Source organism: Neoroseomonas marina (assembly GCF_012927745.1).
In the GTDB taxonomy this organism is placed as follows: Bacteria; Pseudomonadota; Alphaproteobacteria; order Acetobacterales; family Acetobacteraceae; genus Neoroseomonas; species Neoroseomonas marina.
Genome location: NZ_JABBKX010000017.1, coordinates 16,700 through 41,457, shown reverse-complemented (window position 1 = coordinate 41,457; position 24,758 = coordinate 16,700). Strand labels below are relative to the sequence as shown.

The following is a 24,758-nucleotide window of genomic DNA, read 5'->3' as shown; positions in this document are numbered from 1 at the left end:
TCCGGGGCTCCGGCTTGGTCGTTGAAGGTGTGGCAACCACAGCCTCCAACCTCAGCCCCGGAGGGACAACCTCCATAGCAGCGACATCTAGGTCACCGTCTCGGCGCCGAGCACTTCGTCCACCGTCCCGTCGGCGAGGATCCGTCCGCCTTCCAGCCGGATCGCCCGCGTGCACCACTTCCGCACGATGGTCATGTCGTGCGTGGCGATGATCAGGATCTCGGCGTCGGTCACGAGCTTGGACAGGCGCGTCTCGGCCTTCTTCATGAAGTCGGAATCGCCGGCGAGGAACCATTCGTCCATCAGCAGGATGGCCGGCGTCATCGCCGTCGCCATGGCGAAGGACAGGCGCACGCTCATCCCCGCCGAATAGCCGCGGATCGGGACCTCGAAGAATTCGCCAAGGCCCGCGAAGCCGGCCACCTCATCCGCCAGCGCCCGGCCGTCCGCCTCGGTCAGGCCGCGATACAGTGCCCGCAGCACGACGTTCTCTCGCCCCGTCAGCAGGGGGTCCATCCCGGCCGCGGGGTCGATCAGGGACCCGATCTCGCCCTCGACCCGCAGCGTGCCCGCGACGGGCTCATAGACGCCGGCAATGGTGCGCAGCAGGGTGGTCTTGCCGGCCCCGTTCGGGCCCACGAGGGCGACGCGTTCCCCATTGCCGATCCGGAAGGTGAGGTCGCGCAAGGCGGCCACGACGATCCGGTTGTCCTCGTCCTTCTTCAGCCGCAAGGGCGAGGAGGCGAGGATCCGCTGCTTCAGCGACCGCGCATTGTGGTGATAGAGCGGGAACTCGATGGCGAGGTCCGCGACGTCGACGAGCGCCATGGCGTCAGACCCAGAACGCGATGCGGCCGCGGAAGCGGGCGAAGAACGTCCAGGCCAGCAGGGTCAGCAGGCCCGTCCACAGGATCGCCGTCAGCCAGACGACGATGCCGCCGGTCGTCCCCATCAGGGGCCCGCGCACCGTCTCCATCAGGGCGAAGAAGGGATTGATCGGCAGATACGGCTCCCAGTGCCCGACCATCTCCGGCTTCCAGATCACCGGGGAGACGAAGAAGGCGATCTGCATGATCGATCCGACGATCGGCGGGATGTCCCGGAACCGGGCGCAGATCATGCCAAGGAAGATGGACGCGGCGAAGCCCGCGATCCCCAGCAGGAGCAACCCCGGGATCGCCAGCACCACCGTCCAGGATGGCGTGACGCCGAACACCGCGAAGACCACGAAGATCAGCGGCAGGTTGTGCGCGGCGACCACGGCGTTGCGGAACACCACGCGCAGCGCATGGACCGTGTAGGGCAGCGGCATCTGGCGGATCACGCCCTCCGCCCCCGTCAGACTCGTCGTGGCGTCGGTGACCACCTGCGAGATCACCGCCCAGACGATCAGGCTGACGGACAGCCACGGCAGGTAGCTCGCGACATCCATCTTGAAGAGCTTGGCGTAGAGGACGCCGAGCGCGGTCAGCATCACGCCGGTCGAGATGGTCAGCCAGAAGGGACCGAGGACCGAACCGCGATAGCGATGGGTGATGTCCCCGCGCGCCAGCGCCCAGGCCAGGCGCCAGCGGGCGAAGCCGCCCTCGAGGTCCTCGCGGGCGCGTTCGCGCCGGCGCGGCGCGGCGGCGTCGAACTCGCGAACCGGATTTGCGGCGTGATGCATGGGGGCCGGCTTCTACACCCCCCTCGCCCGGGCCGAAAGGGTGGCGGCCGTTACTTGCCGCCGCGGGCGTCGACGGGCCCGCCATAGCCGCCGCCGCCATAGGCCCCCGAATAGCCGCCATACCCGGCCGGAGCCTGCCCGCCGGCGCGCGACAGGCGGATGCGGTCGGTCTGGGTGATGACCACGCGGTCGCCGACGTTCAGGCCGAGTTCGTTGGTCTGCACCACCGCCCGCGTCGAACCGTCATCGTCGCGGATGATGAATTCCATGGCATTGCCCCGGGTGACGCCCTCCTCGACGGCGGCGCCGGCGATGCCGCCGGCCAGCGCGCCGACCACGCCCGCCACGGTGCGCGCGCGCCAGTCGCCGCCGATTGTGCTGCCCACCAGGCCGCCCGCGACCGCGCCCGTCCCGGCGCCCAGCCCCGTCCGGGATCCCTGCACCGACACCGGCCGCATGCCGACGATCGTTCCATAGGAGACGTAGCCCGAGGCGCCGAGCGCCGAGCGGTCCACCGTGGAATTCGTTGCGGGGGCGCAGGCCACAAGTCCGCCGCCGAGGGCGAGGAGGACACAAATCGGCGCGAGCCGGCGCGGGTCGAGCATGTGACTGATCTCCAGAATCGGGGCCATGCGCAATCGGGAGAGCATATTCAACCGCCCCGGAATGGCCGCAATATGGTGCGTGACTTCCACCCCTGGCACCGGGGGCGGCAGCCCACCCACCACATGATGCGGTGCGGCGGAATGCTTGACCCGACCTCGGGGCCTGGCCTACGCAAGACTTCAGAGCACTGTGTATCGCCCGCTGGCGGGCCAGCCCGGAGGGGCCGGAAGGGGATCCGGCCCGTCCCGCGATGGGGCTGGCATCATGCCGGGGCCGAATGGGGACCAGGGGGAATGACCGGAACTCTCAGGGGCGGTGCCAGGGCCGTCGTGGCTGTCGCCTTGATGGCACTGCTGTCGGCCTGCGCCCAGACCGGCTCGCGCAGCGCGTCGAACGGGCCCTACTACAACCGGCCGGACAGCACGTCCCCGCCCGGACCGCCGAGCGACCCCTGGGGGCCGTGGATTCGCGACGCCTCCCGTCGTTTCGACGTGCCCGAGCTCTGGATCCGCGAGGTCATGCGCCAGGAAAGCGGCGGCCGTGCCAACGCGGTGTCGCCGGCCGGCGCGATGGGCCTGATGCAGGTGATGCCGGGGACCTACCGGGAACTGCAGGCGCGCTACAACCTCGGCCCGGACCCCTACCACCCCTACGACAGCATCCAGGCCGGCGCCGCCTATCTGCGCGAGATGTACGAGCTGTATGGGAATCCGGCCTTCCTCGCCGCCTACAACGCCGGCCCGCGCCGGCTCGAGGAATACCTCTGGGGCGGACGCGGCCTGCCGAACGAGACCCGTAACTACGTCTCCCGCATCGGCCCGCGAATCGCCAGCGCCGCCCCGAACCGCCGCGCGGCGCCCGAGGTCTATGCCGCCGCCGAGATGGGCTTCTACGTCCCGGCCGGTCCGCGCCCGGTGGGCAGCGGCACGGCCCTGGCGCTGCGCGACCAGCGCGACGCGCCGGCCCCGGTCCAGGTGGCCGCCGCGCCGCCGCCGCCGCCCGCAGCCCCGCCCGTGCAGGTCGCGAGCCTCGCCCCCGTCGCCCCGCCGGCGCCGTCGGTGGTCGGTCAGGCCCAGGCGGCGCTCACGCCCGCCTACATGCAGGGCATCGAGAACCCGACGCTGACGCCGAGCGCGCGCCTCGCGATCGCAGAGGCCGCGCGCCAGTCCGAGATCGAGCGCGCGCAGCAGCAGGCCGAGGAAGCCGCGACGGCCCGCGCCGCCGAGCGCCGCGCCCCGGCCGCCACCCCGTTCCGCGGCTTCGGCCTGGTCGGCACGGCACATGCCGGGACGCTGCCCAGCGCGCCGGTGCCGGTGCGCCAGGCCGCCCTGCCGCCGCCCGCCGCCGCGCCGACGCCCGTCGCCGCCAGCAGCGGCGGCAGCCAGTGGGGCGTTCAGGTCGGCGCCTTCGCGTCCGAGAACCTCGCGCGCACGTCGGCCAACCAGGCCCGTGACACCGTCGCCCTGATGGGTGCCCGGACCACCGTGACTCCGGTCCGGCAGGGCAGCTCGACGCTGTACCGCGCGCGGGTCACGGGGCTGAGCCGCCAGGGGGCCGAACAGGCGTGTTCCCGCCTGCGCGCCCGCGGTGCCTGCACGGTCGTCGCGCCGGGCGCCTGACAGCCACAGCACGTCGAACAGGGGCCGCGGCCGCAAGGTCGCGGCCCTTTTTCATGCGCGCCTGATTCCGCGTCCGCGCAGGGCTGGCCCCCTTGCCGCCCCGGCGCATGGCAGCCACCCTGCGCGCCGCACATCACCGGAGGAACGACCATGCCCGCCGAAGGCGGCCATCCGCGACCAACGCCGCCCGCCTCGGGCTTCGCCGCTCTCGATGCCATGGTGCGCCCGCGTTCCGTCGCCATCATCGGCGCCTCGGACGACGCGACGCGCATCGGCGGCCGGCCGATCGCCTACATGCAGCGCCAGGGCTTCGCGGGAACCATCCTGCCCGTGAACCCCAATCGCGCGACGGTGCAGGGGCTGCCCGCCTTCGCCGCGGTCACCGCGCTGCCGCAGACCCCCGACGTCGCCATCGTGGCCGTGCCGGGCGAAGCCGCGGTGCAGGCGGTGGACGATCTCGGCGCCAAGGGCTGCCGCGCGGCCATCGTCTTCACCGCCGGCTTCGCCGAGGTGGACGAGGCCGGGCAGGCCATGCAGGACCGCCTGGTGGCCGCGGCGCGCAAGCACCGGATGCGTCTGCTCGGCCCGAACTGCCTCGGCCTGTTCAACGCGGCGGTGAACTTCTACCCGATGTTCTCCCTGTCCTTCGAACAGGGCTGGCCGCTGCCGGGGAACATCGGGATCGCCTCCCAGTCCGGCGCCTACGGCACGCATGTCTTCGCGGTCTCGCGCCAGCGCGGCATCGGCACGCCGGTCTGCGTCACCACGGGCAACGAGAGCGACGTCTCGCTCGGCGAGGTCATCGGCTGGATGGCGCAGGCGCCCGAGGTCGAGGTGATCTGCGCCTATGCGGAAGGCATCCGCGAAAGCGCCCGCTTCACCGCGGCGCTGGATCTCGCGCGGCGCAACCGCAAGCCGGTCGTGCTGATGAAGGTCGGGCGGTCCGAACTGGGCGGCCATGCGGCGAAGTCGCACACCGCTTCGATCGCCGGCGACGACACCATCACCCAGGCCGTGCTCGACGAATTCGGTGTCGTGCGCGCCAACACCACGGAGCAGATGCTCGACATCGCCTATGCGGCGACGAAGCGCATCTATCCGGTGCGCAACACCATGGGCGTCATCACCGTCTCGGGCGGCGCGGGCGTGCTGATCTCGGATGCCGCGGAAGCGATGGGCGTGCCCATGCCGCCCCTGCCCGAGGCGTCGCAGGCGCATCTCAAGTCGCTGATCTCCTTCTGCGCGCCGCGCAACCCGGTGGACTGCACCGCCCAGGCGGTGAACCAGACGGAGCTGTTCCCGCAGTTCCTCGAGACCACCGCGGAAGCCGGCGGCTATGGCTCGATGCTGGTCTTCCTGACGCAGACCGGCGGGTCGACCACCATGGCGCCGAAGCTGCGGCCCTATCTGAAGCAGGCGCGGGAGACGTTCGCCGACCGGCTCTGGGTGCTCTCGGCCATCGCCTCGGCCGACAAGGTGAAGGCCTATGAGGAGGACGGGTATCTCGTCTTCGAGGACCCGACGCGCGCGGTCGCGGCGATCGAGGCGATGGGCCGCTTCGGCGCCGCCTTCGCCGCCCCGCCGGCCGAGGAGATCGTCGTCCCCGACGTGACCCTGCCGGCGACCACGCCGACCGAGGCCGAGGGCAAGCGCATCCTGGCCAAGGCCGGCGTGCCGGCGGTGCCCGAGAAGGCCTGCGTGTCGGCCGACGAAGCCGTCGCCGCGGCGGAGTCCTTCGGCTTCCCGGTGGTCGCGAAGATCCTGTCGCCCGACATCCTGCACAAGAGCGAGATCGGCGGCGTCATCCTCGACCTCGCCGACGCGGCGTCGGTGCGCGCGGCGCATGCGACGCTGCTGCAGCGTGCCGCGGAGCGCGCCCCCGGCGCGCGCATCGAGGGCGTGCTGATCGCGAAGCAGATCAAGGGCGCGGTCGAGATGGCGCTCGGCGTCGCACGCGATCCGGTCTTCGGGCCGGTGGCGATGGTCGGCCTCGGCGGCGTCTTCATCGAGATCCTGAAGGACGTCTCGTTCCGCCGCTGTCCCTTCGACGAGGCGGAGGCGGAGCGGATGATCCGCTCGCTCAAGGGCTTCCCGCTGCTCGACGGCGCGCGCGGGCGGCCGAAGGCGGATGTGAAGGCGCTCGCCGGTGCGCTCGCCGCGCTGTCCCGCTTCGCCGCCGGCGCGGGCGAGAGGCTGCTCTCGGTCGACGTGAACCCGCTGCTGGTGCTGCCCGAAGGCCAGGGCGCCTTCGCCGCGGATGCGGTGATCGAGGTGGAGGAAGGCCAGTGACGATCAACCACGACCACCTGCTCAACTACCCGATCCCGGAGATCCGCCAGACCATCCGCTGGCAGGACACGGCGCTCTACAACTTCTCCATCGGCCTCGGGCAGGACCCGATGGATGAGAAGCAGCTCGACTTCCTCTACGAGCCGCGGCTGAAGGCGATGCCGTCCATGGCCGTGGTGCTGGGCTATCCCGGCTTCTGGATTCGCAACCCGGATACGGGCGTGGACTGGACGCAGGTGCTGCATGGCGAACAGTCGGTGATCCTGCACAGGCCGCTGCCGGCCGAAGGCGAGATCATCGGCAAGTCGCGGATCAGCAGCATCGTCGACCGCGGCCCCGGCAAGGGCGCGCTGCTCTACAACGAGCGCATCGTGCTGGACGCGAAGACGGGCGAGAAGCTCGCGACGCTGGAAGGCACCACCTTCGCGCGCGGCGACGGCGGCTTCGGCGGCCCGTCCGGCCCGGTGAAGAAGCCGCATCCGGAGCCTGAGCGTGCGCCGGACATCACGGTGGACCTGGCGACGCGGCCGGAGCAGGCGATCGTCTATCGCCTCAACGGCGACCACAATCCGCTGCACATCGATCCCGCGGTCGCGGCCAAGGCCGGCTTCAAGCAGCCGATCCTGCACGGGTTGTGCACCTTCGGCGTGGTGTGCCATGCGCTGACGAAGGCGCTGTGCGGCTACGATCCCGCGCGCTTCGGGCGAATGGACCTGCGCTTCTCCTCCCCCGTCTATCCGGGCGAGACCATCCGCACCGAGATCTGGCACGAGGATGGCGGAGCGGCGTTCCGCGCGCGCGTCGTCGAGCGCGACAAGGTTGTGGTCAGCAACGGCCTGTTCCGGCACCCGGGGGCGGCATGAGCCCGGCCGAGCGCGCAGTCCGCTTCGCCGCGCTGCACGAGGGCGGTTGCTTCGCGCTGCCGAACGCCTGGGATGCGGGCAGCGCGCGCATCCTCGCCCATGCCGGCGCGGTGGCGATCGCGACGACCTCGGCGGGCATCGCCTGGCAGCTCGGGCGGCGCGACTACGCCGTCAGCCTGGCGGAATCGCTCGAGAATGCACGGGTGTTGATTGCCGCCACGACGCTGCCGGTCTCGGCGGATCTCGAGGACGGGTTCGGCCCCGCGCCCGAGGATTGCGCCGCGACGATCCGCGCCGCGGCGGATGCCGGCCTCGCCGGCTGCACCATCGAGGACACGACACGCAATCCCGCCGCGCCGATCCATGACTTCGACCACGCCGTTGCGCGCATCCGCGCCGCCGTGCAGGCCGCCCGCGGCCTGGGGCGGCCCTTCGTGCTGACCGCGCGCGCGGAGAACTTCCTCAACGGCCGGCCGGACCTCGACGACACCGTCCGCCGCCTGGTCGCTTTCGCGGAAGCCGGGGCGGATTGCCTCTATGCGCCGGCGCTGCCGGACATGGAGGCGATCCGCAAGGTGGTCGCAGCCGTCGCGCCGAAGCCGGTGAACGTCCTGATCGCCCCCCGCAGCGGGCCGGTGCCGCTCGCGACGCTGGCCGAAGCCGGCGTGCGGCGGGTGAGCGCGGGGGGCCTGCTGGCGCGCGCCGCCTATGCCCATACGCTGGACCTGGCGCGGGCGATGCTGGCGGGCGACCTGGCCCGCCTCAACGCCGGCCCTGCGGGGACTGAAGTGAGTGCCGCCATGCGCGGCCAGGGAGACTGAAGCCGGTGATCAACAAGATCGTTCAATCCATGGCGGACGCCATGGCAGGCATCAAGGATGGCTCGACCGTGCTGATCGGCGGCTTCGGCGCCGTGGGTCAGCCCGACCAGCTGATCGAGGCGTTGATCGAGCAGGGGGCGAAGGACCTCGTCTGCGTTGCGAACAACGCCGGCAACGGCCGCGTCGGCCTTGCGAAGCTGATGGAACTCGGCCGCGTGAGGAAGATCATCTGCTCCTTCCCCCGTTCCGCCGGTTCCGTGGTGTTCGAGGAGCTGTACCGCGCCGGCAAGATCGAGCTGGAGATCGTGCCGCAGGGCACGATGGCCGAGCGCATGCGCGCCGCGGGTGCGGGCGTGCCGGCCTTCTTCACCGCGACGTCGGTCGGCACGATCCTCGCGCACGGCAAGGAGGAGCGCGAGTTCAACGGCCGACGCTACGTCATGGAACACGCGCTCAAGGGCGATGTCGCGCTGGTCGAGGCCTGGGAAGGCGATCGCTGGGGCAACCTGACCTACCGGTCCTCCGGGCGGAACTTCAATCCGGTGATGGCGATGGCCGCCGACCTCACCATCGCGCAGGTCTCGCACATCCGCGAGCTGGGCGAGCTGGTGCCGGAGAACGTGCATACCCCGGGAATCTTCGTGAACCGCGTGATCCATGTGGATCGCGGCCCGGCCTGGGCTTAACCGTTAGGCGCGAGAGGAGGCGGGCATCCGGTCGCCGGAGAGGCGCAGGGCCATCGGCCCGAGCACCCGGAGGCGTGAATCGGATGTCCCAACACAGGAGAGAGCAATGCAGGGCTTCGACCGCAAGGGCATGGCCGCGCGCCTGGCGCAGGACATCCCGGAAGGCTGGATCGTCAACCTCGGCATCGGCATCCCGACCATGGTCGGCGACTACGTGCCGCTCGAACGCGAGGTGATCTTCCATTCCGAGAACGGCATCCTCGGCATGGGTCCCGCCCCTGCCGCGGACAAGGTGGACCCCTGGCTGGTGAATGCCGGCAAGCAACCGGTCACGCTGCGCCCCGGCGGGTCCTACTGCCACCATGCCGACAGCTTCGCGATGATCCGCGGCGGGCATATCGACCTCTGCGTCCTCGGCGCCTTCGAGGTCGCGGCCAATGGCGATATCGCCAACTGGGCGACCAGCGAGAACGACACGGCCCCGGCCGTGGGCGGCGCGATGGACCTCGGCGCCGGCGCGAAGCGGCTCTGGGTCATCATGGAGCACACCACCAAGGACGGCCGTCCGAAGCTGGTGGAACAGTGCGGCTATCCGCTGACGACGCCGGCCGCGGTGAAGCGCGTCTACACCAATCTCGGCGTCTTCGATGTCGTGCCCGGCAAGGGCTTCGTGGTGGTGGACCTCGCCCCCGGCCTCACGCTGGAGCAGGTGCAGTCGGTCACCGGCGCCCCGCTCCACACGCAGTGAGATCGTGCCCCGCCGGCGGCGGGGCACCCAGACAGAAAAAGGGAGGGGGCGCGGGGGAGGTTCACCTCCCCCGGTTCCTTGGAATGATGAGCCAGGCACTCGACGACAGAACCGAATCCATCCGCATGATCCGCGACAGCGCGGGTGCGGTCGCGCCGCGCGGCGGCGACACCAAGCGCGTGCGCGCGCTGCGCTTCCAGTCCCCCGGCTTCGACCGCGCCGTGTTCGCCGAGATGGGCGCGCTCGGCTGGATCGGCCTTGCCGTGGGGGAAGACGCCGGCGGCGCCGGCCTCGGCATGTCCGAGGCGGTCGCGCTGGCCGAGGAGATCGGCGCCGGCCTCGCGCCCGAGCCGCTGATCCCGGCGATGCTCTCGGCGCGGCTGCTCGCGGCCTCGGAGGACAAGGCGCTGCTCGGCCCGCTACTCGAAGGCGGGAAGGTCGTGCTGACCGCATGGCAGGAGAAGGCGGATACGCTGGCCGTACCCGGCACGCCCGACGCCCCGCGCGTCTTCGTGCCCATGGCCGCCGGCGCCGACGCGTTCCTGCTGCCGGTGCGCGAGGGCAACCGCATCGCGCTGCATGTGCTGGAAGCCGCCGGCGCCGACCTGGCGCTCGAGAAGACCATGGATGGCGGCAACCTCGGCACGCTGCGCGCCGACCTCGGCCGCGCGACGCGCGTCGCCGACGACATCGGCGCGGTCATCGAGCAGGCGCTGGACGAGGCCGCGCTGGTCACCGCCGGGCACATGCTGGGGCTCGCGGAGAAGGCCTTCGAACTGACGCTCGCCTATCTCCGCACGCGCCAGCAATTCGGCCGCATCATCGGCACCTTCCAGGCGCTGCAGCACCGCGCGGCGGACCTGAAGATCCACATCGCGCTGATCCGCGCGGCGGTCGAAAGCGCCGCGGCGACGCTCGATGCCGGGGCGACGGGCGCGGTGCGGCACGCCGCGGTATCCAAGGCCAAGCATCGCGCGATCGAAAGCGGGATGCTGGTGCTGCGCCAGTGCATCCAGCTGCATGGCGGCATCGGCTACACGGACGAATACGATGTCGGGCTCTACCTGCGGCGCGGCATGGTCATCATGAACCAGTACGGCTCGGCGAACCTGCATCGGCGCCGCTTCATGGCGCTCGCGCCGGAGGATGTGGAATGAGCGAGGCCCGCGTCCGCGAGGAGAAGGTCGGCAACGTCCTCGTCCTCACCATCGACTACCCGCAGCGCAAGAACGCCATCGCGCCCGCGGTGCGCGCGGCACTCGAGGACGCGCTGGAACGCGCCCAGGCCGATCGCGAGGTCCGCGCCATCGTCGTGACCGGCGCAGCGGGCACCTTCTGCGCCGGCGGCGACATCTCGGCGATGGATGTCGGCGATGCGCTGGCGGGACGCGAGCGCATGCGCCGCACCCACCGCCTGGTCCGCCTGATGGCGCGTGGCGGCAAGCCGCTGATCGCCGCGGTGGAGGGTTGGGCGGCCGGCGCCGGCATGGCGGTGGCCTGCGCCTGCGACACCATCGTCGCGGCCGAGGATGCCCGCTTTGTCGCCGGCTTCCACAAGATCGGGCTGATGTCCGACATGGGCCTGCCCTATTTCCTGCCGCGCCGCGTCGGCGTCGGGCGGGCGCGGCGCATCCTCTTCTATCATGAAGTGGTGAACGCGCCGGAGGGCGAGCGCATCGGCCTGGTCGACTTCGTCGCCCCGCCGGGCAAGGCGCTCGAGGTCGCGATGGAGAAGGCGCACTTCCTCGCCGCCGAGGCCTCGGGCCCGATCGAGCTCACGAAGAAGATCCTGTCGGAAGGCCTCGACGAGGCACTCGCCGACGAGCAGACCTTCCAGGGCCTGCTGTTCACCACTGCCGACTTCCAGGAAGGCCGCGCCGCCTTCCTCGAGAAGCGCAAGCCCAAGTTCGGAGGCTGAACCATGGCCGTCAGCATCGCACCGAAGGAAACGACCGACCTCAACGCCATGGAGGACGAGGCCTTCCGCCTGCACGTCCGGTCCTGGATCGAGGCGAACTATCCGGCCGAACTTCGCAATCCGCCCAAGCGCCTGCATTGGGAGGAGAACAAGCCCTGGTACTTCATGCTGGCCGAGAAGGGCTGGCTCTGCCCCGGCTGGCCGCGCCAGTTCGGCGGTCTCGGCCTGTCCCCGGCCAAGCAGATCATCTTCACCGAGGAGATCGAGCGCCACGGCTGCGCGCGCACCAACGACCACGGCATCGTCATGGTCGGCCCGCTGCTGATCAACCACGGCACGGATGAGCAGCAGGAGTACTTCCTGCCGAAGATCCTGAACGGCGAGCACATCTGGTGCCAGGGCTATTCAGAGCCGAATGCGGGGTCCGACCTCGCTGCGCTGCGCACGGAAGCGGTGCTCGACGGCGACCACTACGTCGTCAACGGCCAGAAGATCTGGACCACGCTGGCGATGGACGCCAACTGGTGCTTCCTGCTGGTCCGCACCGACAAGAACGCGAAGAAGCAGGAAGGCATCTCCTTCCTGCTGGTCGACATGGCGACGCCGGGCATCACGGTGAAGCCGATCATCAACCTCGAGTACCATGACGAGTTCTGCGAGGTGTTCTTCGACAATGTCCGCGTGCCGGCGAAGAACCTGGTGGGCACGCCGAACCGCGGCTGGGACATGGCCAAGGCGCTGCTGTCCTTCGAACGCATCTACCTCGGCTCCCCGCGGCTGTCCGCCTATGCCTTCACGCGGCTGCGCCAGCTCGCCGAACGCATGGGCGCCTGGGAGGACCCGGCCTTCCAGGAGACCTACGGCCGGCTGCGCCTCGACCTCGAGGACCTGAAGTCGCTCTACGGCGCCTTCGTGGACAAGCTGCGCCGCGGCGAAACGCTCGGCCCGGACGTGTCGATGCTGAAGGTGTTCCAGACGGAGCTGTTTCAGCGCATCACCGATACGATGCTCGACATCGCGGGCGAGAACGCCGGGCTGCTCGAGCCGATGGAAGGCAACCGCAATCTCAATCCGACGGGCCTGTACATCCAGGCGCGTCCCGCCACGATCTACGGCGGGTCGAACGAGATCCAGCGGAACATCCTGTCGAAGAATGTGCTGGGCCTGCCGGGCTAGCCGCACCGCGATCGGTGGTGCCGCCCCGCCGGGTGGCACCATCGCCTGACGCGTGCTCCGCGCGCTTCCATGGCCCGCTGGCCGGGCCTAGTACGACGCGCAAGACAACGAGGTCGAGAACGTCCATGCAGCATCCGACGACGCGCCGCCTGATCCTGGCCGGCGCCGGCAGCCTGCTCGCCGCCCCCGCCATCGCCCAGGGGTGGGAGCCGAACCGGCCGCTGCGCATCGTGGTCACCTATCCGCCCGGGGGCGTGAACGACATCGTCGCACGCATCGTGGCCGAACCGCTGTCACGTGAACTCGAACAGCCGGTGGTCGTCGAGAACCGGGCCGGCGCGGGCGGGAACATCGGCACACAGCACGTGATCCAGTCGCCCCCGGACGGCTACACGATCCTGCTCGGCACCACCGCGCTGTTCGGCGTGAACCCGATCGTCTACGCGAGTTCCGGCATCGACGCGGTGCGCGACACCACGAGCCTCGGCCTGCTCGGCCAGGTGGCGAACATCCTGTCGGTGATCCCGGGCAAGGTGGAGGCGACCGACCTGCGCAGCTTCATCGCCGAGGCGAAGCGCCGGCCGATGGTGTACGGCTCCGTGGGCAACGGCTCTTCCTCGCATCTGTCCGCAACCGTGTTCATGCAGATGGCCGGGATCGAGGCGACGCACGTGCCCTATCGCGGCTCCTCGCCGCTGGTCGCGGCAATGCTGGCGAAGGATGTCGATTTCGGCTTCGACACGTCGGCGACCTCGACGGCGCATATCCGGTCCGGCGCGTTCCGACCGCTTGCGGTGACGACGACGGTGCGCGCGAGCGCACTGCCCGAGGTGCCGACGATGCAGGAAGCGGGTTTGCCCGGCTACGACCTCGGCATATGGTTCAACCTGGCGGTGGCGAAGCGCACGCCGGCGCCGGCCGTGGCGCGGCTGCGCGAGGCGCTCGGCAAGGCGATGTCGCAGAACACGGTGGAACGGCTCAAGGCCGCCTTCGTGGATCCGATCGCCGTGCCGGTGACCGAGAACGACGCCTGGATCGCGGCGAGTGCCGGGCGCTGGCAGCAGATCACGCGGGACGCGCGCATCGCGGCGGACTGAGCGCGGGAACATCGGCGCACGACCTGGCAGTGCGGGGCGGCGCACCGAGCCGGGGCGCGGGGCGCTTACCGCCGCACCACCTGCCGATGGGGGTTTGGATGCTCTCGCCCGGCCCCGCGGTCACGGTGCCGGACGGCCCGGACACCGACAATCGCTCCTCGAGAGTGATCATCACATCGTCGACCGCATTCGCCGGCGGCGTTGTCACGCTTCCACGTCACCAAGCTCGGCGCCCTCCTGGAGCGGGTGCACGAGCGCCTGGCCGGCATGGTCATCGAGCGCTTTCCGTCTGCCGAGCCGCTCCAGGGCTGATCTCGCGGCCCTCCCAGAAGCCGCGCAATCGACCCTCAGCATCCCTCGATGCCGAGCGCAGCGGCGGCGGAACAGCGCATCGCCACCGCCCGGTCACTCAGCGTGAATATGCGGAACGTCTCTCCATTGCTGCAGGTGCCCCGGATGGACCCGTCCGGCGCCCGGTTCGCGCGATTCATGCGCGGGCAAACGTCGCTGGAGAAGTTCTCTCGGATCACTCGGAGCGCCACGACCGCCGGATCACCGGCAGGGGCAGCGGAGATCGTCGATGCGGGCTGCGCGAGCGCACCGACCGCCAGAACTGCGAGTGCGATGGCGATGGCGAGAATGAAGATCGGCATGGCGTTCTCCCCGGCTGTTCTGCGAATGGCAGTACAGCGGATCGCGCGAGCAGGGGCGACCGAAGATGCGCCGCCGAAATGTGGTTGTGACGACCCGGAAGTCGCCAGATCTCAATGGGGTCCGGTCGGCGATCGACGCGCGATGTCGCCTCATCGATGAGGAACTGGGGGCAAGGAGGCATGTGATCGATGATCGTGTCCCGGCCCTCAGGCGCTCCATCCGCTCGGTGGATCACGGTGCGCCAGCCACCACCCCGGATGTCCGACACCTCCTGGAACCGGCGGCGATACCAGAGGCTGTGGTCGGGCATCAGTTGCAGCGCATTCGTCTCAGGCCTGCGGAGGGTCCCCGGCCGCCTGGGCCGGCCGGGGCCGAGAGACATACGACTGGCGCATCTTCCCTCGCGGACCAGGGAGCCCCCTCTCTCCCAGTAGGGAAGACCCAGGCTTGGTCCACCTGCGTTCATATATGAGTCGGATCAATCGCGTAAGCGTGATGCGATGATGCATTGAACAGTTTGCTGCGCCAGGACGGAGTGCTTGCGGGGCTCGCGTGGCGTTCAGCGAGGTGTCTCGAGAATGCCATCGGTGGCCGAGATTCGCAGTGGATCAGCGATGGCGCTTGAATGCCAGTTTGCGCCCGCGTGCCCCACATCGTGTGGCGTGCTCCACGCGCCTTCGCCATGCGGCGCGGCTCGCCTGCACTGCGATATCAGGCCGGGAGGCTACTCGCGCGCCGGATCCTGAAGTTTCCGGCGCCTGGATGCGATTGGCGGTGCATGGCGGCGGAAGCAGTCATTGGCGAACCCGTCTCGGGCCGGAATTCCCTGCTAACAGGGAAAATACTGGGAAAACTCGGGCCGAGGGCCCGTTTTTGGCATCAGCATGAGCCTCAAACCCAGGGAAAATGGGCGCTACGGCCTCAAATTCCCTAGTTCGCGAACAGGGAATTTTTCGCCCTGGAACAGGGAACAACGGACCACCTATCAGGCAATCGATAGCGCCGAGGTGGGAACACCTCGCGCGCCGTGGAATTCCGGCTCGCAAGGCCGGTGGGCGCCGACGGGGTGGTGTTCATCGATGACTTCCGGCCGGGCGGCCCAACGGCTCCGGGCCACTGCACGAGCGGGCTTCCGGTCGGATACGGCGGGGGCCGATGCTGGCTACAGCCCCACAGCGAGTGCATCCAGCTTCTGCGCCGCCTCGTGAACAAGACGGCGTGCCGCAATGATCTCGGCGATGGGCATCGCAGATGTGCGGTCCGCTGCCGTCAGCACCGCAGCCAGGATCTGATCCGAGTGTGCCATCAAGGCAATGAGATGGTCCGCCCGTGGCTGGCTGTCGCCCCGAAGCCATGCCTTTACCGCACCCTCGCTGGCGCCGCTCCACCGCATCAGCCGCTTCACGGCGCCTCGTTCCCGGCGAGCCTCCCGACGCAGCGCCTCGGTCAGCAATGACGCGTGCCGAGGCCGTGCGTCCACGTCATTCTGCGAATGGTGCAGTTTTCCGCCCAATTCGGGCAGAGTTCCGCCCTTCTCCGTCCCCATGTGGCTGAAGTCCCTGCGCTAAGGTCGGCGCAGGGTGCGACATCACCGCGGCTTCGCTGGTTCCTTGCACCACGGCTGGAAGGGTGACCGCCGGCCTGCCGGCGCTCGCGACGGGGAGCCTGCGTGTGAGGTCGTCCACGGAAAGCACAGGCGATTCAGAAGGCGTCCGGCGGCGTGCGGCCGAATACGTCCGGATGTCGACCGACCACCAGCGCTACTCCACCGAGAACCAGTCGACAGCAATCCGGAAATATGCGGCGGAACGCGGCATCGAGATCGTCCGCACCTATGCCGACCACGGCAAGAGCGGCTTGAGCCTCGCTGGCCGATCCGGCCTCAAGAGCCTGATCGACGATGTTCGAGCCGGGCGGGCGGATTTCAACCTGATCCTGGTCTACGACGTCAGCCGTTGGGGACGCTTCCAGGATGCCGACGAAAGCGCCTTCTACGAGTACCAGTGCCGCAAGGCAGGGATCCAGGTCGAGTACTGCATCGATGGCTTCGAGAATGACGGCAGCCCGGTCGCCACGATCGTCAAGGGCGTCAAGCGAGCCCTCGCCGGCGAGGGCAGCCGCCTGCTGTCAGTCCGGGTCTTTGCCGGGCAGGGCCGGCTGATCGAGCTTGGGTTCCGCCAGGGCGGTCCGGCCGGGTTCGGATTGCGCCGCCATCTGCTGGATGGTGCCGGGAACCGCAAGGCACCGCTGGCCCGCGGCGAGCACAAGAGCCTTCAAACGGACCGCGTGATCCTCGTGCCGGGGCCTCCCGAGGAGGTGGATGCGGTCCGCTGGATCTATCGCAGCTTCGTCGAGGAGGGGCGCAGCGAGAACGAGATCGCCGCGTTGCTGAACGCCCAGGGCATCAGCACGGATCTGGGGCGGCCCTGGACGCGCGGCACCGTCCACCAGATCCTCATCAACGAGAAGTATGTCGGCGACAATGTCTGGAACCGCGTCTCGTGCAAGCTGCAGGGCGCGCGGGTGCGAAATCGCCCGGACATGTGGATACGGCGGGACGGCGCCTTCGAGCCTCTCGTCGACCATATGCTGTTCGAGGCAGCGCAGATCATCATTCGAGAACGATCAAGACGCCTCACGGATGAGGAGATGCTTGAGGTTCTGCGGACTATCCTCGCAAATCGCGGCTACCTGTCGGGCCTCGTCATCGACGAAGTGGACGGAGCCCCCTCCAGTTCGGCCTACCGGTCCCGCTTCGGAAGCCTCCTGCGGGCATACCAGCTCGTCGGCTTCTCGCCGGACCGCGACTACCGGTATGTCGAGGTCAACCGTGCGTTGCGCAGGCTCCATCCGGAGATCGTCGCTCAGGCAATGGCGGGGATCCGGGATGTCGGAGGAGCCGTCGAGCAGGATCCGGCCACAGACCTTCTGACCGTAAATGGCGAGTTCACGGTATCCATCGTTCTCGCGCGCTGCCAGGAGACGCCTTCGGGGACGGTGCGCTGGCACATCCGCCTCGATACGGGCCTCGCACCGGACATCACCGTCGCGGTCCGCATGGCACCCGGCAATGCGAGTATCCGCGACTACTACCTCCTGCCTCGCCGCGATGCGACGCTGGGTCGGCTGCGCATCGGAGAGACGAACGACCTTCTGCTCGAGGCCTTCCGCTTCGATACATTGGAAGCGCTCGCCGATCTGGCGCGGCGCGTGAGCATCATGGAGGCTGCCTGATGCCTGCCCCCGCCGCCGCGAAGGTGCAATCTATCCCGATCGCAAAGATCGATGTGATCAATCCGCGAGCCCGAAACCGGAAGGTATTTCGGGAGGTGCTCGAGAGCATCGCGGCTGTCGGTCTGAAGCGCCCGATCACCGTCGCCTTGCGGCAAGGTCCGCAGGGCCTCCGGTACGATCTCATCTGTGGCCAGGGTCGCCTCGAAGCCTTCCGGGAACTTGGCCAGACGGAGATCCCGGCCGTGGTGGTGGACGCCGAGACCGAAGATTGCCTCGTGATGAGCCTGGTCGAGAATGTGGCCCGGCGTCAGCATCAGGCCATCGACCTGCTGCACGATATCGACGGCATGCGGCGGCGCGGCCATTCGGATCCCGAGATCGCCCGTAAGACTGGGCTCTCGCTGGAGTACGTCCGTGGCGTTCTTCGGCTCCTCACGGGCGGCGAGACGCGCCTCCTGAGGGCGGTGGAAGCCGGACAGATGCCGGTCAGCGTCGCCGTTGAGATCGCGGAGGCAGAGGACGCGAATGTCCAGCGCGTGCTGCACGAAGCCTATGAGAAGAAGCTGCTGCGCGGCCACAACCTGATGTCCGCGAAACGTCTGATCGAGGTGCGCCGCAGCCAGGGCCCGCGGGTGAAAGCCAACGAACGTCGTCGGCTGCGACCGCTGTCGGTGGACTCCCTGCTGCGGACCTATCGGCAGGACGTGGATAAGAAGCGCATGATCGTGCGTGATGCGACGAACACGCGGGGCATGCTGTTGTTCGTGGTGGAGGCGCTGCGGGCCCTTCGAGCCGATGAGGGCTTCGTGAATCTGCTGCGCGCCGAAGGCCTCTATACGATGCCGGCCAAACTTGCCGAACGCGTTGGTCCCGCGCCCGGGGAGGCATGAGATGGTCGCCGAGCACAAGCCGCCGCGCATCAAGAGTGCGTTCGAGGCCACCAGCATCCAGGTTCCTCTGGAGCGGATCCGCCCGCTGCGCCCGGTCTCCGGTAAGACGCGGAGATCGACGAAGTATGCGCAGATCGCTGCCTCAGTGGCCGAGGTGGGCCTGATCGAGCCGCCGATCGTGGTGCGCCATCCGTCGGAGCCGGACGCCTACCTACTACTTGATGGGCATCTCCGGGTCGAGATCTTGCGCGATCGGGGCGCTGTCGATGTCCTCTGCCTCGTCGCGACTGACGACGAGGCATTCACCTACAATAAGCGCATCAGCCGCCTCGCCGCGGTGCAGGAGCACCGCATGATCTTGCAGGCGGTCGACCGGAACGTTCCTGAAGAGCGCTTGGCCCGTGCACTCAACATCGACATCAGCACGCTGCGCCAAAAGAAGCGTGCCCTTCAAGGCATCTGTCCGGAGGCCGTCGAGATCCTGAAGGACAAGCCGATCTCGCTGAGCGTGTTCTCCATTCTGCGGCGCATGATGCCGCTGCGACAGATGGAAGCTGCCGAGATGATGGTGGGCATGAACCGCTACTCGAAGGGCTACGTCCAGGCGTTGCTGGTCGCGACACCGGAAGACCAGCTGGTGCAGGACGGCAAGCCGAAGGCGCCGAAGGCCCTGACCCGCGAGCAGGTGGTTTTGATGGAGCGCGAGACGGCGCGGCTCGACCGGGAGATCAAGGTCGCCGAGCAATCTTACGGCCCGGACCATCTGCGGATGGTGCTTGCGCGAACCTATCTGACCAAGCTCGTTGCGAATGCGCGGGTCGAGCGCTGGCTCCAGCAGCACCAGCCGGAGATGCTCACTGAGTTCCGCAAGCTCGTGGATGGCCAGACGGCCGTGGCGTAGTGCCGGCGCGGCCGGGTGGGGCTGGCCACTGAGATGGAGACCAGGAGGACCCTCCAAGCGCGGGGACCGCCGGAGACGCCGCACGGTGGGGCGGATCGAGGGCGGTGGTGGGGATGGCGGCGGACCCGCTGGCGCCCATCGGGCCAGCCACCATAGGGCTGGCCGACTGGATAGAGCGCGCCCGTAGTGTTCACTGCCGCCACGGGCGCGGCTATCCGCTCTTGCTGCCGCTTCTGCATCATCCAAAGCATCGCCACGTCTTGAAGCCGCGGAGGCACTGCGCGCAGATCGACCCTGCCTGAGGCGGGACTGACCGCGATCAACATGGGCTGCATCGCCACGCTGCTGCGGAGCTACGTGCTGAACGTGGGTTAGGCCCCGCTCGGGCAGGTCCATCACGTCCCATGGGGGGCAGTACTGTTTCGGGTGCATGTCCAGAACTGCGCTGTGTGTTCGAGCGAGCGCTGCCATCGAGAGCTGTCGCATGCCCCCCCCCTAGCCATCACCCACTAACCGGTGGGCGGGATGGCGCGCAGTGATTGCTACGCTGATCAAGGTGCACCTTCTTCACTAAGCGATCGTTAATCTCCTCCGTGAAGGCCAGCCAGCCGTAAGCGTCAGGACGACGGGTCATGGGCGGGCGGTTATTGTTAGATCAGCTCGACCTTTGCGCTTCAGATCCACCCGAAGGCAGTCTCAGTGAAGCGTTGAGTCCACAATTCACTGTTTCCGAACAGACGCTCGTTGACGACAGCCCGCTTCAGGTAGTGACCGACGGGAAACTCATCGGTGATGGCAATGGCGCCATGCAGTTGGACTGCTTCCTCGCAGACTTTGCGAGCCATATCTCCAACCTGCGACTTGGCCGCAGCAATTGCGAGGAAGCGCTCAGTGGGATCCGCCGCTCCGAACGCTTGCGTTGCCCTCCAGCCCAACGCGTCGGCTTCCTCACATGCGATGTGCATGTCGGCGACGCGGTGCCGAAGTGCCTGGAACGCCGCCAACGGCTGTCCGAATTGACGGCGCGCGCGAAGGTGATCGGCCGTTGCCGCCAGAGCCGCTTTCATCACGCCGACCGACTCAGCAACGCATCCCAGGGCACCGGCCAAGCGGGAGACCTCAAGCAGTGTATCGGCGTCGGCGCCGATCGCAACCAGCTCATCCGGGCCGACCCGGGCGCCAGAGATGCGAACTTCGCCAGCCTTTCGCCCGTCGATCAGACGGTACGGACGGATCGTAACGGCAGCCTCGTCGGCGCGGATGAGCAGCACAACGCGCTGATTGTCGCAGGTTGCGCTGACGAGGAGGTGATCCGCGGTCGGCGCACCGAGGACGACTGCCTTGTGGCCATGCACTCTCCAGCCGCCATTCTGAGGCGTCGCCACGGCCGAAGGCGCGTCGGGGTGGTCTCGGCCTGGTTCGTCATGCGCGAGGGCCAACTGGGCCCGCCCTGCGGCCAGCTCCGGCAGCAGGCGGTCCCGGACGTCGGCTCGGCCGTACGCGACGAGCGACCAGCCACAGATGGCCACACTGGAGAGATAGGGTTCCAAGACCAGGTGCGCGCCCAGTTGTTGGAGCAGCATCCAACTCTCGGCGGGGCCGCCTCCGGCTCCCCCACGATCCTCCGGCAGGGACAGTCCCAGCCAGCCAAGCTCGGCAAAGCGATGCCATAGGGTGCGATCGTGACGTCCGTTGTCCTGCAGGTCGGCGCGCCTTCGGGTGAAGCCATACTCATGCGACAGGAACTCGTGGGCGGCCTCCTCGATCGCGAGGAGGTCTGCCCCGGGGCGGGATGGTAGGCTCATCGGCCGAGGACCTGCTGCGCGATCAAGTTTCGCATGATCTCGCTGGTGCCCGCGGAGATCGAGGCCTTGCGCCAGAACAGATAGAATGGCGTGACCGTCGCGGCATCCTCTGGGCCGATTGGCGTCTCATCCTGCCAGCCGTCCTGCATCACGTCTGGAAGAAGGGGCAGCCCATACAACCCAAGGGCTTCGCTCATGAGCCAGGAGAGCTCCTGCTGGAGCTCCGTCCCGCGGACCTTGATCAGGGACGCGCCGGAAGCGTTGGCCGGGTCGGGTGAGTCCAAGGCCCGCAGCACCAGGGTTTCCAAGGCCCGGAACCGGATGGCCGCGCGGGCTATACGGATACGCAACCCCGGCTGCGCGCCGGGGCCTGCCTGCACGATGCGGATCAGGCGATCCAGCATCGCGCGGGCACGACCGACATCGGCATTGAGAATCCTCTCGTGGCCGACGGTCGACTTGAGAAGGCCCCAGCCTTGGTCCTCAAGGCCGACGCGGTCCGACACGGGTACCCGGACGTCGTCGAAGTAGACCTGGTTGAGGACATGCATGCCATCCAGCGATGGTAGTGGTCTGACGGAGACACCGGGACGCCGCATGTCCACGAGCAGGATGGTGATGCCAAACTGCCGACGGTCGCCGCTCGCGGTCCTCGCGAGCAGCATGCAGCGATCCGCCCATTGGGCGAACGTCGTCCAGATCTTCGTCCCGTTGATGACATATTCATCGCCGACGCGTTCTGCGTGGCATCTGAGGCTCGCGAGATCGGAGCCTGCCTCCGGCTCTGACCAACCCTGGCACCAGATCTCGCTCCCATCGAGGATGCGCGGCAGGTACCTGGCGCGCTGTTCATCGGTGCCATGGGCGATGAGCAGCGGCCCGACGATCGTCAGCGCCATCGGGATGACGGATGGCGCACCTGCGCGCGCACTCTCCTCGTCGAAGATGTGCCGCTGTAGGATCGTCCATCCTGCGCCGCCGTAGTCGCGGGGCCAGCCGGGCGCGACCCAACCCCGCTCATGCAGAACTCGGTGCCAGAACATCAGTTCGTCGCGCGACAGCGTATGACCAGCCTTCGCTCGCGCCGCCAGCGCACGAGGCAAGGCGCTCGTCAGGAAGCCCCTCACCTCGGCGCGAAAGCCGTCCAATTCGTCTGCCGCCGGAACGCCGCCCATCAGACCTCGACCCGCTAGGGTGTGCGATCGTGCGGCAGGGCTGTCGGGACGCCAAGCCACGCGACATTGCATTCACAGATGTGAATGCCTAGCCTCGGCGGCATCGCGCCTCCACGACGGAACATCGGGTGATGCCGAAGAAGCGGATTGCTGCCGCGCCGGTGAAGTCGGCGAAGCGCGTGCTCGAGGTCTTCGAGCTCTTCGACAAACTTCGTCGGCCGGCCAGCGTCACGGATGTGGCGACATATCTGGGCTACCCCGCCTCGAGCGCCGCCGTTCTCCTGCGGTCGCTGGTCGACCTGGGCTACATGAAGCAGGATGCGCGGGGGCGGCGATACGCGCCGACGCCGCGGATCGCCTTGCTCGGGGAGTGGGTGGGCATGGCCACCTGGGGCGAGGGCGGCATCAGCGACCTGATGAAGCACGTCCACGCCGCGACCGGTCAGGTCACCATCCTGGCCGGCCGTCTGGGTCTCGATGTCCAGTACATGGCCATCATCGAACCCGATAGCGGCGACATGACCTACATGCCCGGGGCACGTCGCCCCCTGTTCCATACGGCGGCCGGCATTGCGGTGGTTGCGAGCTATGCCGACGCCGTCATCGGGCAACTCGTCAGGCACTTCAACGCGCTCCATCCGCCCGAGAAGCGGGTTGGCCTTCCGTCGATCATGCGGGCCGTCGAGGAGACCCGCCGCCGCGGCTACGCAAAGGTCGTGGACAAGGTCCGGGTGGGCCGCGGGTCGGTGGCGATGTTGCTGCCCCTAGATCCCCTGCAGGATCGCCCCATCGCGCTGAGCGTAAGCGCGGACACCGACATCCTCCGGAGGGAGGATGCCACCTTCATCGCTGCGATGCGGGAGGGGCTCGAAGGCTGCTGGGGCGCCGGCAAGCTCAGCCGGTGGACGCGAACAGCTTCAGCGCGGCCTGGCGGTCGATCTTCATCGTCCCCGTCCGGGGCAGGGAAGGCACGATGAGAAAGCGGGCGGGCACCTGATAGGCCAGGAGCCGGCCGCGGCTGAAGGCGGCGAGATCCTCCACCGATGGCGGCAGGACACCGGGTCGGCACTCAAGGATCGCAACCGGGACCTGGCCAAGGCGATCATCCGCCAGGCCCAGGACGGCCGCGTCGGCGATGGCGGGATGTCCGCGCAGGGCATCGGCCACCCGGCCGGCGAGCACCTTGAAGCCCCCGCGATTAATGGCGTCGTCAGCCCGCCCATGCAAAGTCAGGAACCCTTCGCGGTCGAGGACGGCAAGGTCCGTGGTGCGTGTCCAACCCGGTCCGAGGCGGTCAGCCTGAACCTCCAGGATGCCGAGCTCGCCGGGGCCGACCACGGTCCCATCCATCGAGTCAACGATCTGCAAGCGGACACCAGGCCTGGCTCGCCCTACCGAGCCGCTGCGGTCTGGCTTTCCAGCCACGTCATCGGGGGACAGCGACGTCACGATGCCGCAGAACTCCGTGGCGCCGTAGTGGCTCAGCACGGGGATGGAGAACCGCTGCTCGAAGCGTGCCCTCACGCTGTCTCCGAGCGGCGCGGATCCGGTCCGCAACGCCCGGGCCGAGGAGAGGTGCGTGGGATCGATATCCGCATCCAGGACCATCTGGATAGCGGCCGGGGGCAGCCAGAGCCAGGACGGGCGGAGACTTCGGACCGCCTCCCCCCATTCGGCCGCCCTGAAGCGCTCCAGGAGCAGCGCGGGTCGCCCCTCGGCGGCGAGGAGCATCAGCAGGTACATGCCGCTGATGTTGGCGAGCGGCTGAAAGAGGATCGAGGGCGAGATCTGCCCGGGCTGCTCGCATTCCCCGAGCATCGCCGTCAGATCCGCCATGGCGGACAGGGTGGCCATGCGGCCGAGGGTCAGGCGCTTTGGCGTCCCTGTCGTCCCGCTGGTCAGCATCACGACCAGCGCGTCGCGGTCCCGCGGTTGTGACGGCCATTCGGAAGGCACGGGTGTCACGATAGAAAATCGCGGCGGCCCGTGCTCGACGAGGGTCACCCCGAGCGCACCAGTCTTCCGCAGCGCCTCGGCGACCGCGTCCGATCCGAGGTCGTCCGCACTTCCGAGTACGACTAGGACGCCGAGCCTGACGATGTCAGCGGCCATGCCATCGGGCGACTGAATGGAGGAGATGACGACCGCAGGGCGACCGGTCGCCATCAGTCCAAGGATGGTGCCTGCTTGGCCCGGCCGGTTTCGCGCGATGACTGCGACGGGGGCGTGCGGCGAATAGGCAACGGATGCGAGAGTGTCGTCGATGTGCGTCGCGTTCTCGCTGACCCACTGCCAGTCATACCAGGTATCGCCGAAGCCGAGGGCCGGGCGTGCCGGATCCTGCGTCCAGCGGCTGCGCATCGTCTGCGCGAGGCCATCCGTTTCCATGAGCGGGGACTGTCGGCATCGCTGCACGCAGCGTCAATGCATCGTCCTGGTCAGGGCAGTGCATTCACGGATGTGAATAGGCCGGACCAGTCCTTGGCCGGCTCGGCACGCCGATGCAAAGCTCTTCGCCAAGCAGAGGAAATGGAGCGCATGGCGCAAACCGGCGCCTGGGTGTGCAGCGACAATCGGGCAAGTCCCAAGGGCGTCGGCGCTGGGCATGGC

At 68.6% G+C, this 24,758-nt stretch carries 22 protein-coding genes; 14 read left to right on the top strand and 8 right to left on the bottom strand.

What is annotated here, in order from left to right:
- Positions 1 to 87 precede the first annotated feature (87 nt).
- From GWK16_RS24705 to GWK16_RS24695, 3 genes are read right to left on the bottom strand one after another with little or no spacing between them, the layout of a single operon-like run.
- On the bottom strand, positions 88 to 828 hold the full coding sequence (locus GWK16_RS24705) for an ABC transporter ATP-binding protein (RefSeq protein WP_170056644.1): 741 nt from the start codon (positions 826 to 828) through the stop codon (positions 88 to 90).
- A gap of 4 nt (positions 829 to 832) precedes the next feature.
- Positions 833 to 1,666: an ABC transporter permease gene (locus GWK16_RS24700; RefSeq protein WP_170056643.1), complete on the bottom strand. Its 834-nt coding sequence runs from the start codon at positions 1,664 to 1,666 to the stop codon at positions 833 to 835.
- A gap of 50 nt (positions 1,667 to 1,716) precedes the next feature.
- Positions 1,717 to 2,298, bottom strand: coding sequence for an outer membrane lipoprotein (locus GWK16_RS24695; RefSeq protein ID WP_248291619.1), 582 nt, complete (start codon positions 2,296 to 2,298; stop codon positions 1,717 to 1,719).
- A 318-nt stretch (positions 2,299 to 2,616) separates the two neighbouring features.
- Here GWK16_RS24695 and GWK16_RS24690 point away from each other — a divergent pair, with 318 nt between their 5' ends.
- From GWK16_RS24690 to GWK16_RS24645, 10 genes are all read left to right on the top strand, one after another.
- The gene (locus GWK16_RS24690; protein WP_170056642.1) at positions 2,617 to 3,891 is read left to right on the top strand and encodes a lytic transglycosylase domain-containing protein; all 1,275 of its coding nucleotides are present in this window, start codon (positions 2,617 to 2,619) and stop codon (positions 3,889 to 3,891) included.
- A gap of 150 nt (positions 3,892 to 4,041) precedes the next feature.
- Complete coding sequence (locus GWK16_RS24685; protein WP_211187718.1) at positions 4,042 to 6,180, top strand: acetate--CoA ligase family protein; 2,139 nt, start codon at positions 4,042 to 4,044, stop codon at positions 6,178 to 6,180.
- The gene (locus GWK16_RS24680; protein WP_170056641.1) at positions 6,177 to 7,043 is read left to right on the top strand and encodes a MaoC/PaaZ C-terminal domain-containing protein; all 867 of its coding nucleotides are present in this window, start codon (positions 6,177 to 6,179) and stop codon (positions 7,041 to 7,043) included. Before GWK16_RS24685 ends, GWK16_RS24680 begins: the two co-directional genes overlap by 4 nt.
- On the top strand, positions 7,040 to 7,864 hold the full coding sequence (locus tag GWK16_RS24675; RefSeq protein ID WP_170056640.1) for an isocitrate lyase/PEP mutase family protein: 825 nt from the start codon (positions 7,040 to 7,042) through the stop codon (positions 7,862 to 7,864). The genes GWK16_RS24680 and GWK16_RS24675 overlap by 4 nt, the downstream gene beginning before the upstream one ends.
- A gap of 5 nt (positions 7,865 to 7,869) precedes the next feature.
- Positions 7,870 to 8,550, top strand: coding sequence for a 3-oxoacid CoA-transferase subunit A (locus tag GWK16_RS24670; protein WP_170056639.1), 681 nt, complete (start codon positions 7,870 to 7,872; stop codon positions 8,548 to 8,550).
- 106 nt (positions 8,551 to 8,656) lie between these two features.
- Positions 8,657 to 9,298 carry a 3-oxoacid CoA-transferase subunit B gene (locus GWK16_RS24665; RefSeq protein WP_170056638.1) on the top strand — a complete coding sequence of 214 codons (642 nt, stop codon included), beginning with the start codon at positions 8,657 to 8,659 and terminating at the stop codon, positions 9,296 to 9,298.
- An 83-nt stretch (positions 9,299 to 9,381) separates the two neighbouring features.
- Positions 9,382 to 10,455 (top strand): acyl-CoA dehydrogenase family protein, encoded by a 1,074-nt coding sequence (locus GWK16_RS24660; protein ID WP_170056637.1) that lies wholly within the window; start codon positions 9,382 to 9,384, stop codon positions 10,453 to 10,455.
- Positions 10,452 to 11,216, top strand: a complete 765-nt coding sequence (locus tag GWK16_RS24655; RefSeq protein WP_170056636.1) for an enoyl-CoA hydratase/isomerase family protein — start codon at positions 10,452 to 10,454, stop codon at positions 11,214 to 11,216. Before GWK16_RS24660 ends, GWK16_RS24655 begins: the two co-directional genes overlap by 4 nt.
- Before the next feature lie 3 nt (positions 11,217 to 11,219).
- Complete coding sequence (locus GWK16_RS24650) at positions 11,220 to 12,392, top strand: acyl-CoA dehydrogenase family protein (protein ID WP_170056635.1); 1,173 nt, start codon at positions 11,220 to 11,222, stop codon at positions 12,390 to 12,392.
- Between the two features lie 125 nt (positions 12,393 to 12,517).
- Positions 12,518 to 13,489, top strand: coding sequence for a Bug family tripartite tricarboxylate transporter substrate binding protein (locus GWK16_RS24645; protein WP_170056634.1), 972 nt, complete (start codon positions 12,518 to 12,520; stop codon positions 13,487 to 13,489).
- A 347-nt stretch (positions 13,490 to 13,836) separates the two neighbouring features.
- Here the strand turns inward: GWK16_RS24645 and GWK16_RS24640 are convergent, their stop codons facing one another.
- Both GWK16_RS24640 and GWK16_RS24635 read right to left on the bottom strand, forming a co-directional pair.
- Positions 13,837 to 14,142, bottom strand: a complete 306-nt coding sequence (locus GWK16_RS24640; protein ID WP_170056633.1) for a hypothetical protein — start codon at positions 14,140 to 14,142, stop codon at positions 13,837 to 13,839.
- A 1,163-nt stretch (positions 14,143 to 15,305) separates the two neighbouring features.
- The gene (locus tag GWK16_RS24635) at positions 15,306 to 15,689 is read right to left on the bottom strand and encodes a hypothetical protein (RefSeq protein WP_170056632.1); all 384 of its coding nucleotides are present in this window, start codon (positions 15,687 to 15,689) and stop codon (positions 15,306 to 15,308) included.
- A gap of 83 nt (positions 15,690 to 15,772) precedes the next feature.
- Between GWK16_RS24635 and GWK16_RS24630 the strand changes: the two genes are divergently transcribed.
- Genes GWK16_RS24630 through GWK16_RS24620 form a run of 3 tightly spaced genes read left to right on the top strand, consistent with a single transcriptional unit; the run spans position 15,773 to position 19,168 of the window.
- A complete protein-coding gene (locus GWK16_RS24630) occupies positions 15,773 to 17,377 on the top strand; it encodes a recombinase family protein (RefSeq protein WP_338144562.1) in 1,605 nt (534 codons plus the stop codon).
- Positions 17,377 to 18,267: a plasmid partitioning protein RepB C-terminal domain-containing protein gene (locus GWK16_RS24625; RefSeq protein ID WP_170056631.1), complete on the top strand. Its 891-nt coding sequence runs from the start codon at positions 17,377 to 17,379 to the stop codon at positions 18,265 to 18,267. Before GWK16_RS24630 ends, GWK16_RS24625 begins: the two co-directional genes overlap by 1 nt.
- 1 nt (position 18,268) lies before the next feature.
- Positions 18,269 to 19,168 (top strand): plasmid partitioning protein RepB C-terminal domain-containing protein, encoded by a 900-nt coding sequence (locus GWK16_RS24620; RefSeq protein ID WP_137126616.1) that lies wholly within the window; start codon positions 18,269 to 18,271, stop codon positions 19,166 to 19,168.
- Between the two features lie 674 nt (positions 19,169 to 19,842).
- On the opposite strand, the gene GWK16_RS24615 is transcribed toward GWK16_RS24620, so the two are convergent.
- Positions 19,843 to 20,973: an acyl-CoA dehydrogenase family protein gene (locus tag GWK16_RS24615; protein ID WP_170056630.1), complete on the bottom strand. Its 1,131-nt coding sequence runs from the start codon at positions 20,971 to 20,973 to the stop codon at positions 19,843 to 19,845.
- Positions 20,970 to 22,148, bottom strand: coding sequence for an acyl-CoA dehydrogenase family protein (locus tag GWK16_RS24610; protein ID WP_170056629.1), 1,179 nt, complete (start codon positions 22,146 to 22,148; stop codon positions 20,970 to 20,972). The genes GWK16_RS24615 and GWK16_RS24610 overlap by 4 nt, the downstream gene beginning before the upstream one ends.
- Before the next feature lie 131 nt (positions 22,149 to 22,279).
- On the opposite strand from GWK16_RS24610, the gene GWK16_RS24605 reads away from it, so the two are divergent.
- The gene (locus tag GWK16_RS24605; protein ID WP_170056628.1) at positions 22,280 to 23,125 is read left to right on the top strand and encodes an IclR family transcriptional regulator; all 846 of its coding nucleotides are present in this window, start codon (positions 22,280 to 22,282) and stop codon (positions 23,123 to 23,125) included.
- On the opposite strand, the gene GWK16_RS24600 is transcribed toward GWK16_RS24605, so the two are convergent.
- Positions 23,043 to 24,536 (bottom strand): class I adenylate-forming enzyme family protein, encoded by a 1,494-nt coding sequence (locus GWK16_RS24600; protein ID WP_170056627.1) that lies wholly within the window; start codon positions 24,534 to 24,536, stop codon positions 23,043 to 23,045. The two genes, GWK16_RS24605 and GWK16_RS24600, sit on opposite strands and share 83 nt — an antisense overlap.
- Positions 24,537 to 24,758 lie beyond the last annotated feature (222 nt).

Coding starts and splice junctions, on each gene's coding strand:
- GWK16_RS24700 (WP_170056643.1), bottom strand. CDS start 1,666: ATGCATCACGCCGCAAATCCGGTTCGCGAGTTCGACGCCGCCGCGCCG.
- GWK16_RS24635 (WP_170056632.1), bottom strand. CDS start 15,689: ATGGGGACGGAGAAGGGCGGAACTCTGCCCGAATTGGGCGGAAAACTG.
- GWK16_RS24640 (WP_170056633.1), bottom strand. CDS start 14,142: ATGCCGATCTTCATTCTCGCCATCGCCATCGCACTCGCAGTTCTGGCG.
- GWK16_RS24625 (WP_170056631.1), top strand. CDS start 17,377: ATGCCTGCCCCCGCCGCCGCGAAGGTGCAATCTATCCCGATCGCAAAG.
- GWK16_RS24620 (WP_137126616.1), top strand. CDS start 18,269: ATGGTCGCCGAGCACAAGCCGCCGCGCATCAAGAGTGCGTTCGAGGCC.
- GWK16_RS24600 (WP_170056627.1), bottom strand. CDS start 24,536: ATGGAAACGGATGGCCTCGCGCAGACGATGCGCAGCCGCTGGACGCAG.
- GWK16_RS24665 (WP_170056638.1), top strand. CDS start 8,657: ATGCAGGGCTTCGACCGCAAGGGCATGGCCGCGCGCCTGGCGCAGGAC.
- GWK16_RS24690 (WP_170056642.1), top strand. CDS start 2,617: ATGGCACTGCTGTCGGCCTGCGCCCAGACCGGCTCGCGCAGCGCGTCG.
- GWK16_RS24675 (WP_170056640.1), top strand. CDS start 7,040: ATGAGCCCGGCCGAGCGCGCAGTCCGCTTCGCCGCGCTGCACGAGGGC.
- GWK16_RS24685 (WP_211187718.1), top strand. CDS start 4,042: ATGCCCGCCGAAGGCGGCCATCCGCGACCAACGCCGCCCGCCTCGGGC.
- GWK16_RS24695 (WP_248291619.1), bottom strand. CDS start 2,298: ATGGCCCCGATTCTGGAGATCAGTCACATGCTCGACCCGCGCCGGCTC.
- GWK16_RS24650 (WP_170056635.1), top strand. CDS start 11,220: ATGGCCGTCAGCATCGCACCGAAGGAAACGACCGACCTCAACGCCATG.
- GWK16_RS24655 (WP_170056636.1), top strand. CDS start 10,452: ATGAGCGAGGCCCGCGTCCGCGAGGAGAAGGTCGGCAACGTCCTCGTC.
- GWK16_RS24605 (WP_170056628.1), top strand. CDS start 22,280: ATGCCGAAGAAGCGGATTGCTGCCGCGCCGGTGAAGTCGGCGAAGCGC.
- GWK16_RS24660 (WP_170056637.1), top strand. CDS start 9,382: ATGATGAGCCAGGCACTCGACGACAGAACCGAATCCATCCGCATGATC.
- GWK16_RS24615 (WP_170056630.1), bottom strand. CDS start 20,973: ATGAGCCTACCATCCCGCCCCGGGGCAGACCTCCTCGCGATCGAGGAG.
- GWK16_RS24610 (WP_170056629.1), bottom strand. CDS start 22,148: ATGGGCGGCGTTCCGGCGGCAGACGAATTGGACGGCTTTCGCGCCGAG.
- GWK16_RS24705 (WP_170056644.1), bottom strand. CDS start 828: ATGGCGCTCGTCGACGTCGCGGACCTCGCCATCGAGTTCCCGCTCTAT.
- GWK16_RS24645 (WP_170056634.1), top strand. CDS start 12,518: ATGCAGCATCCGACGACGCGCCGCCTGATCCTGGCCGGCGCCGGCAGC.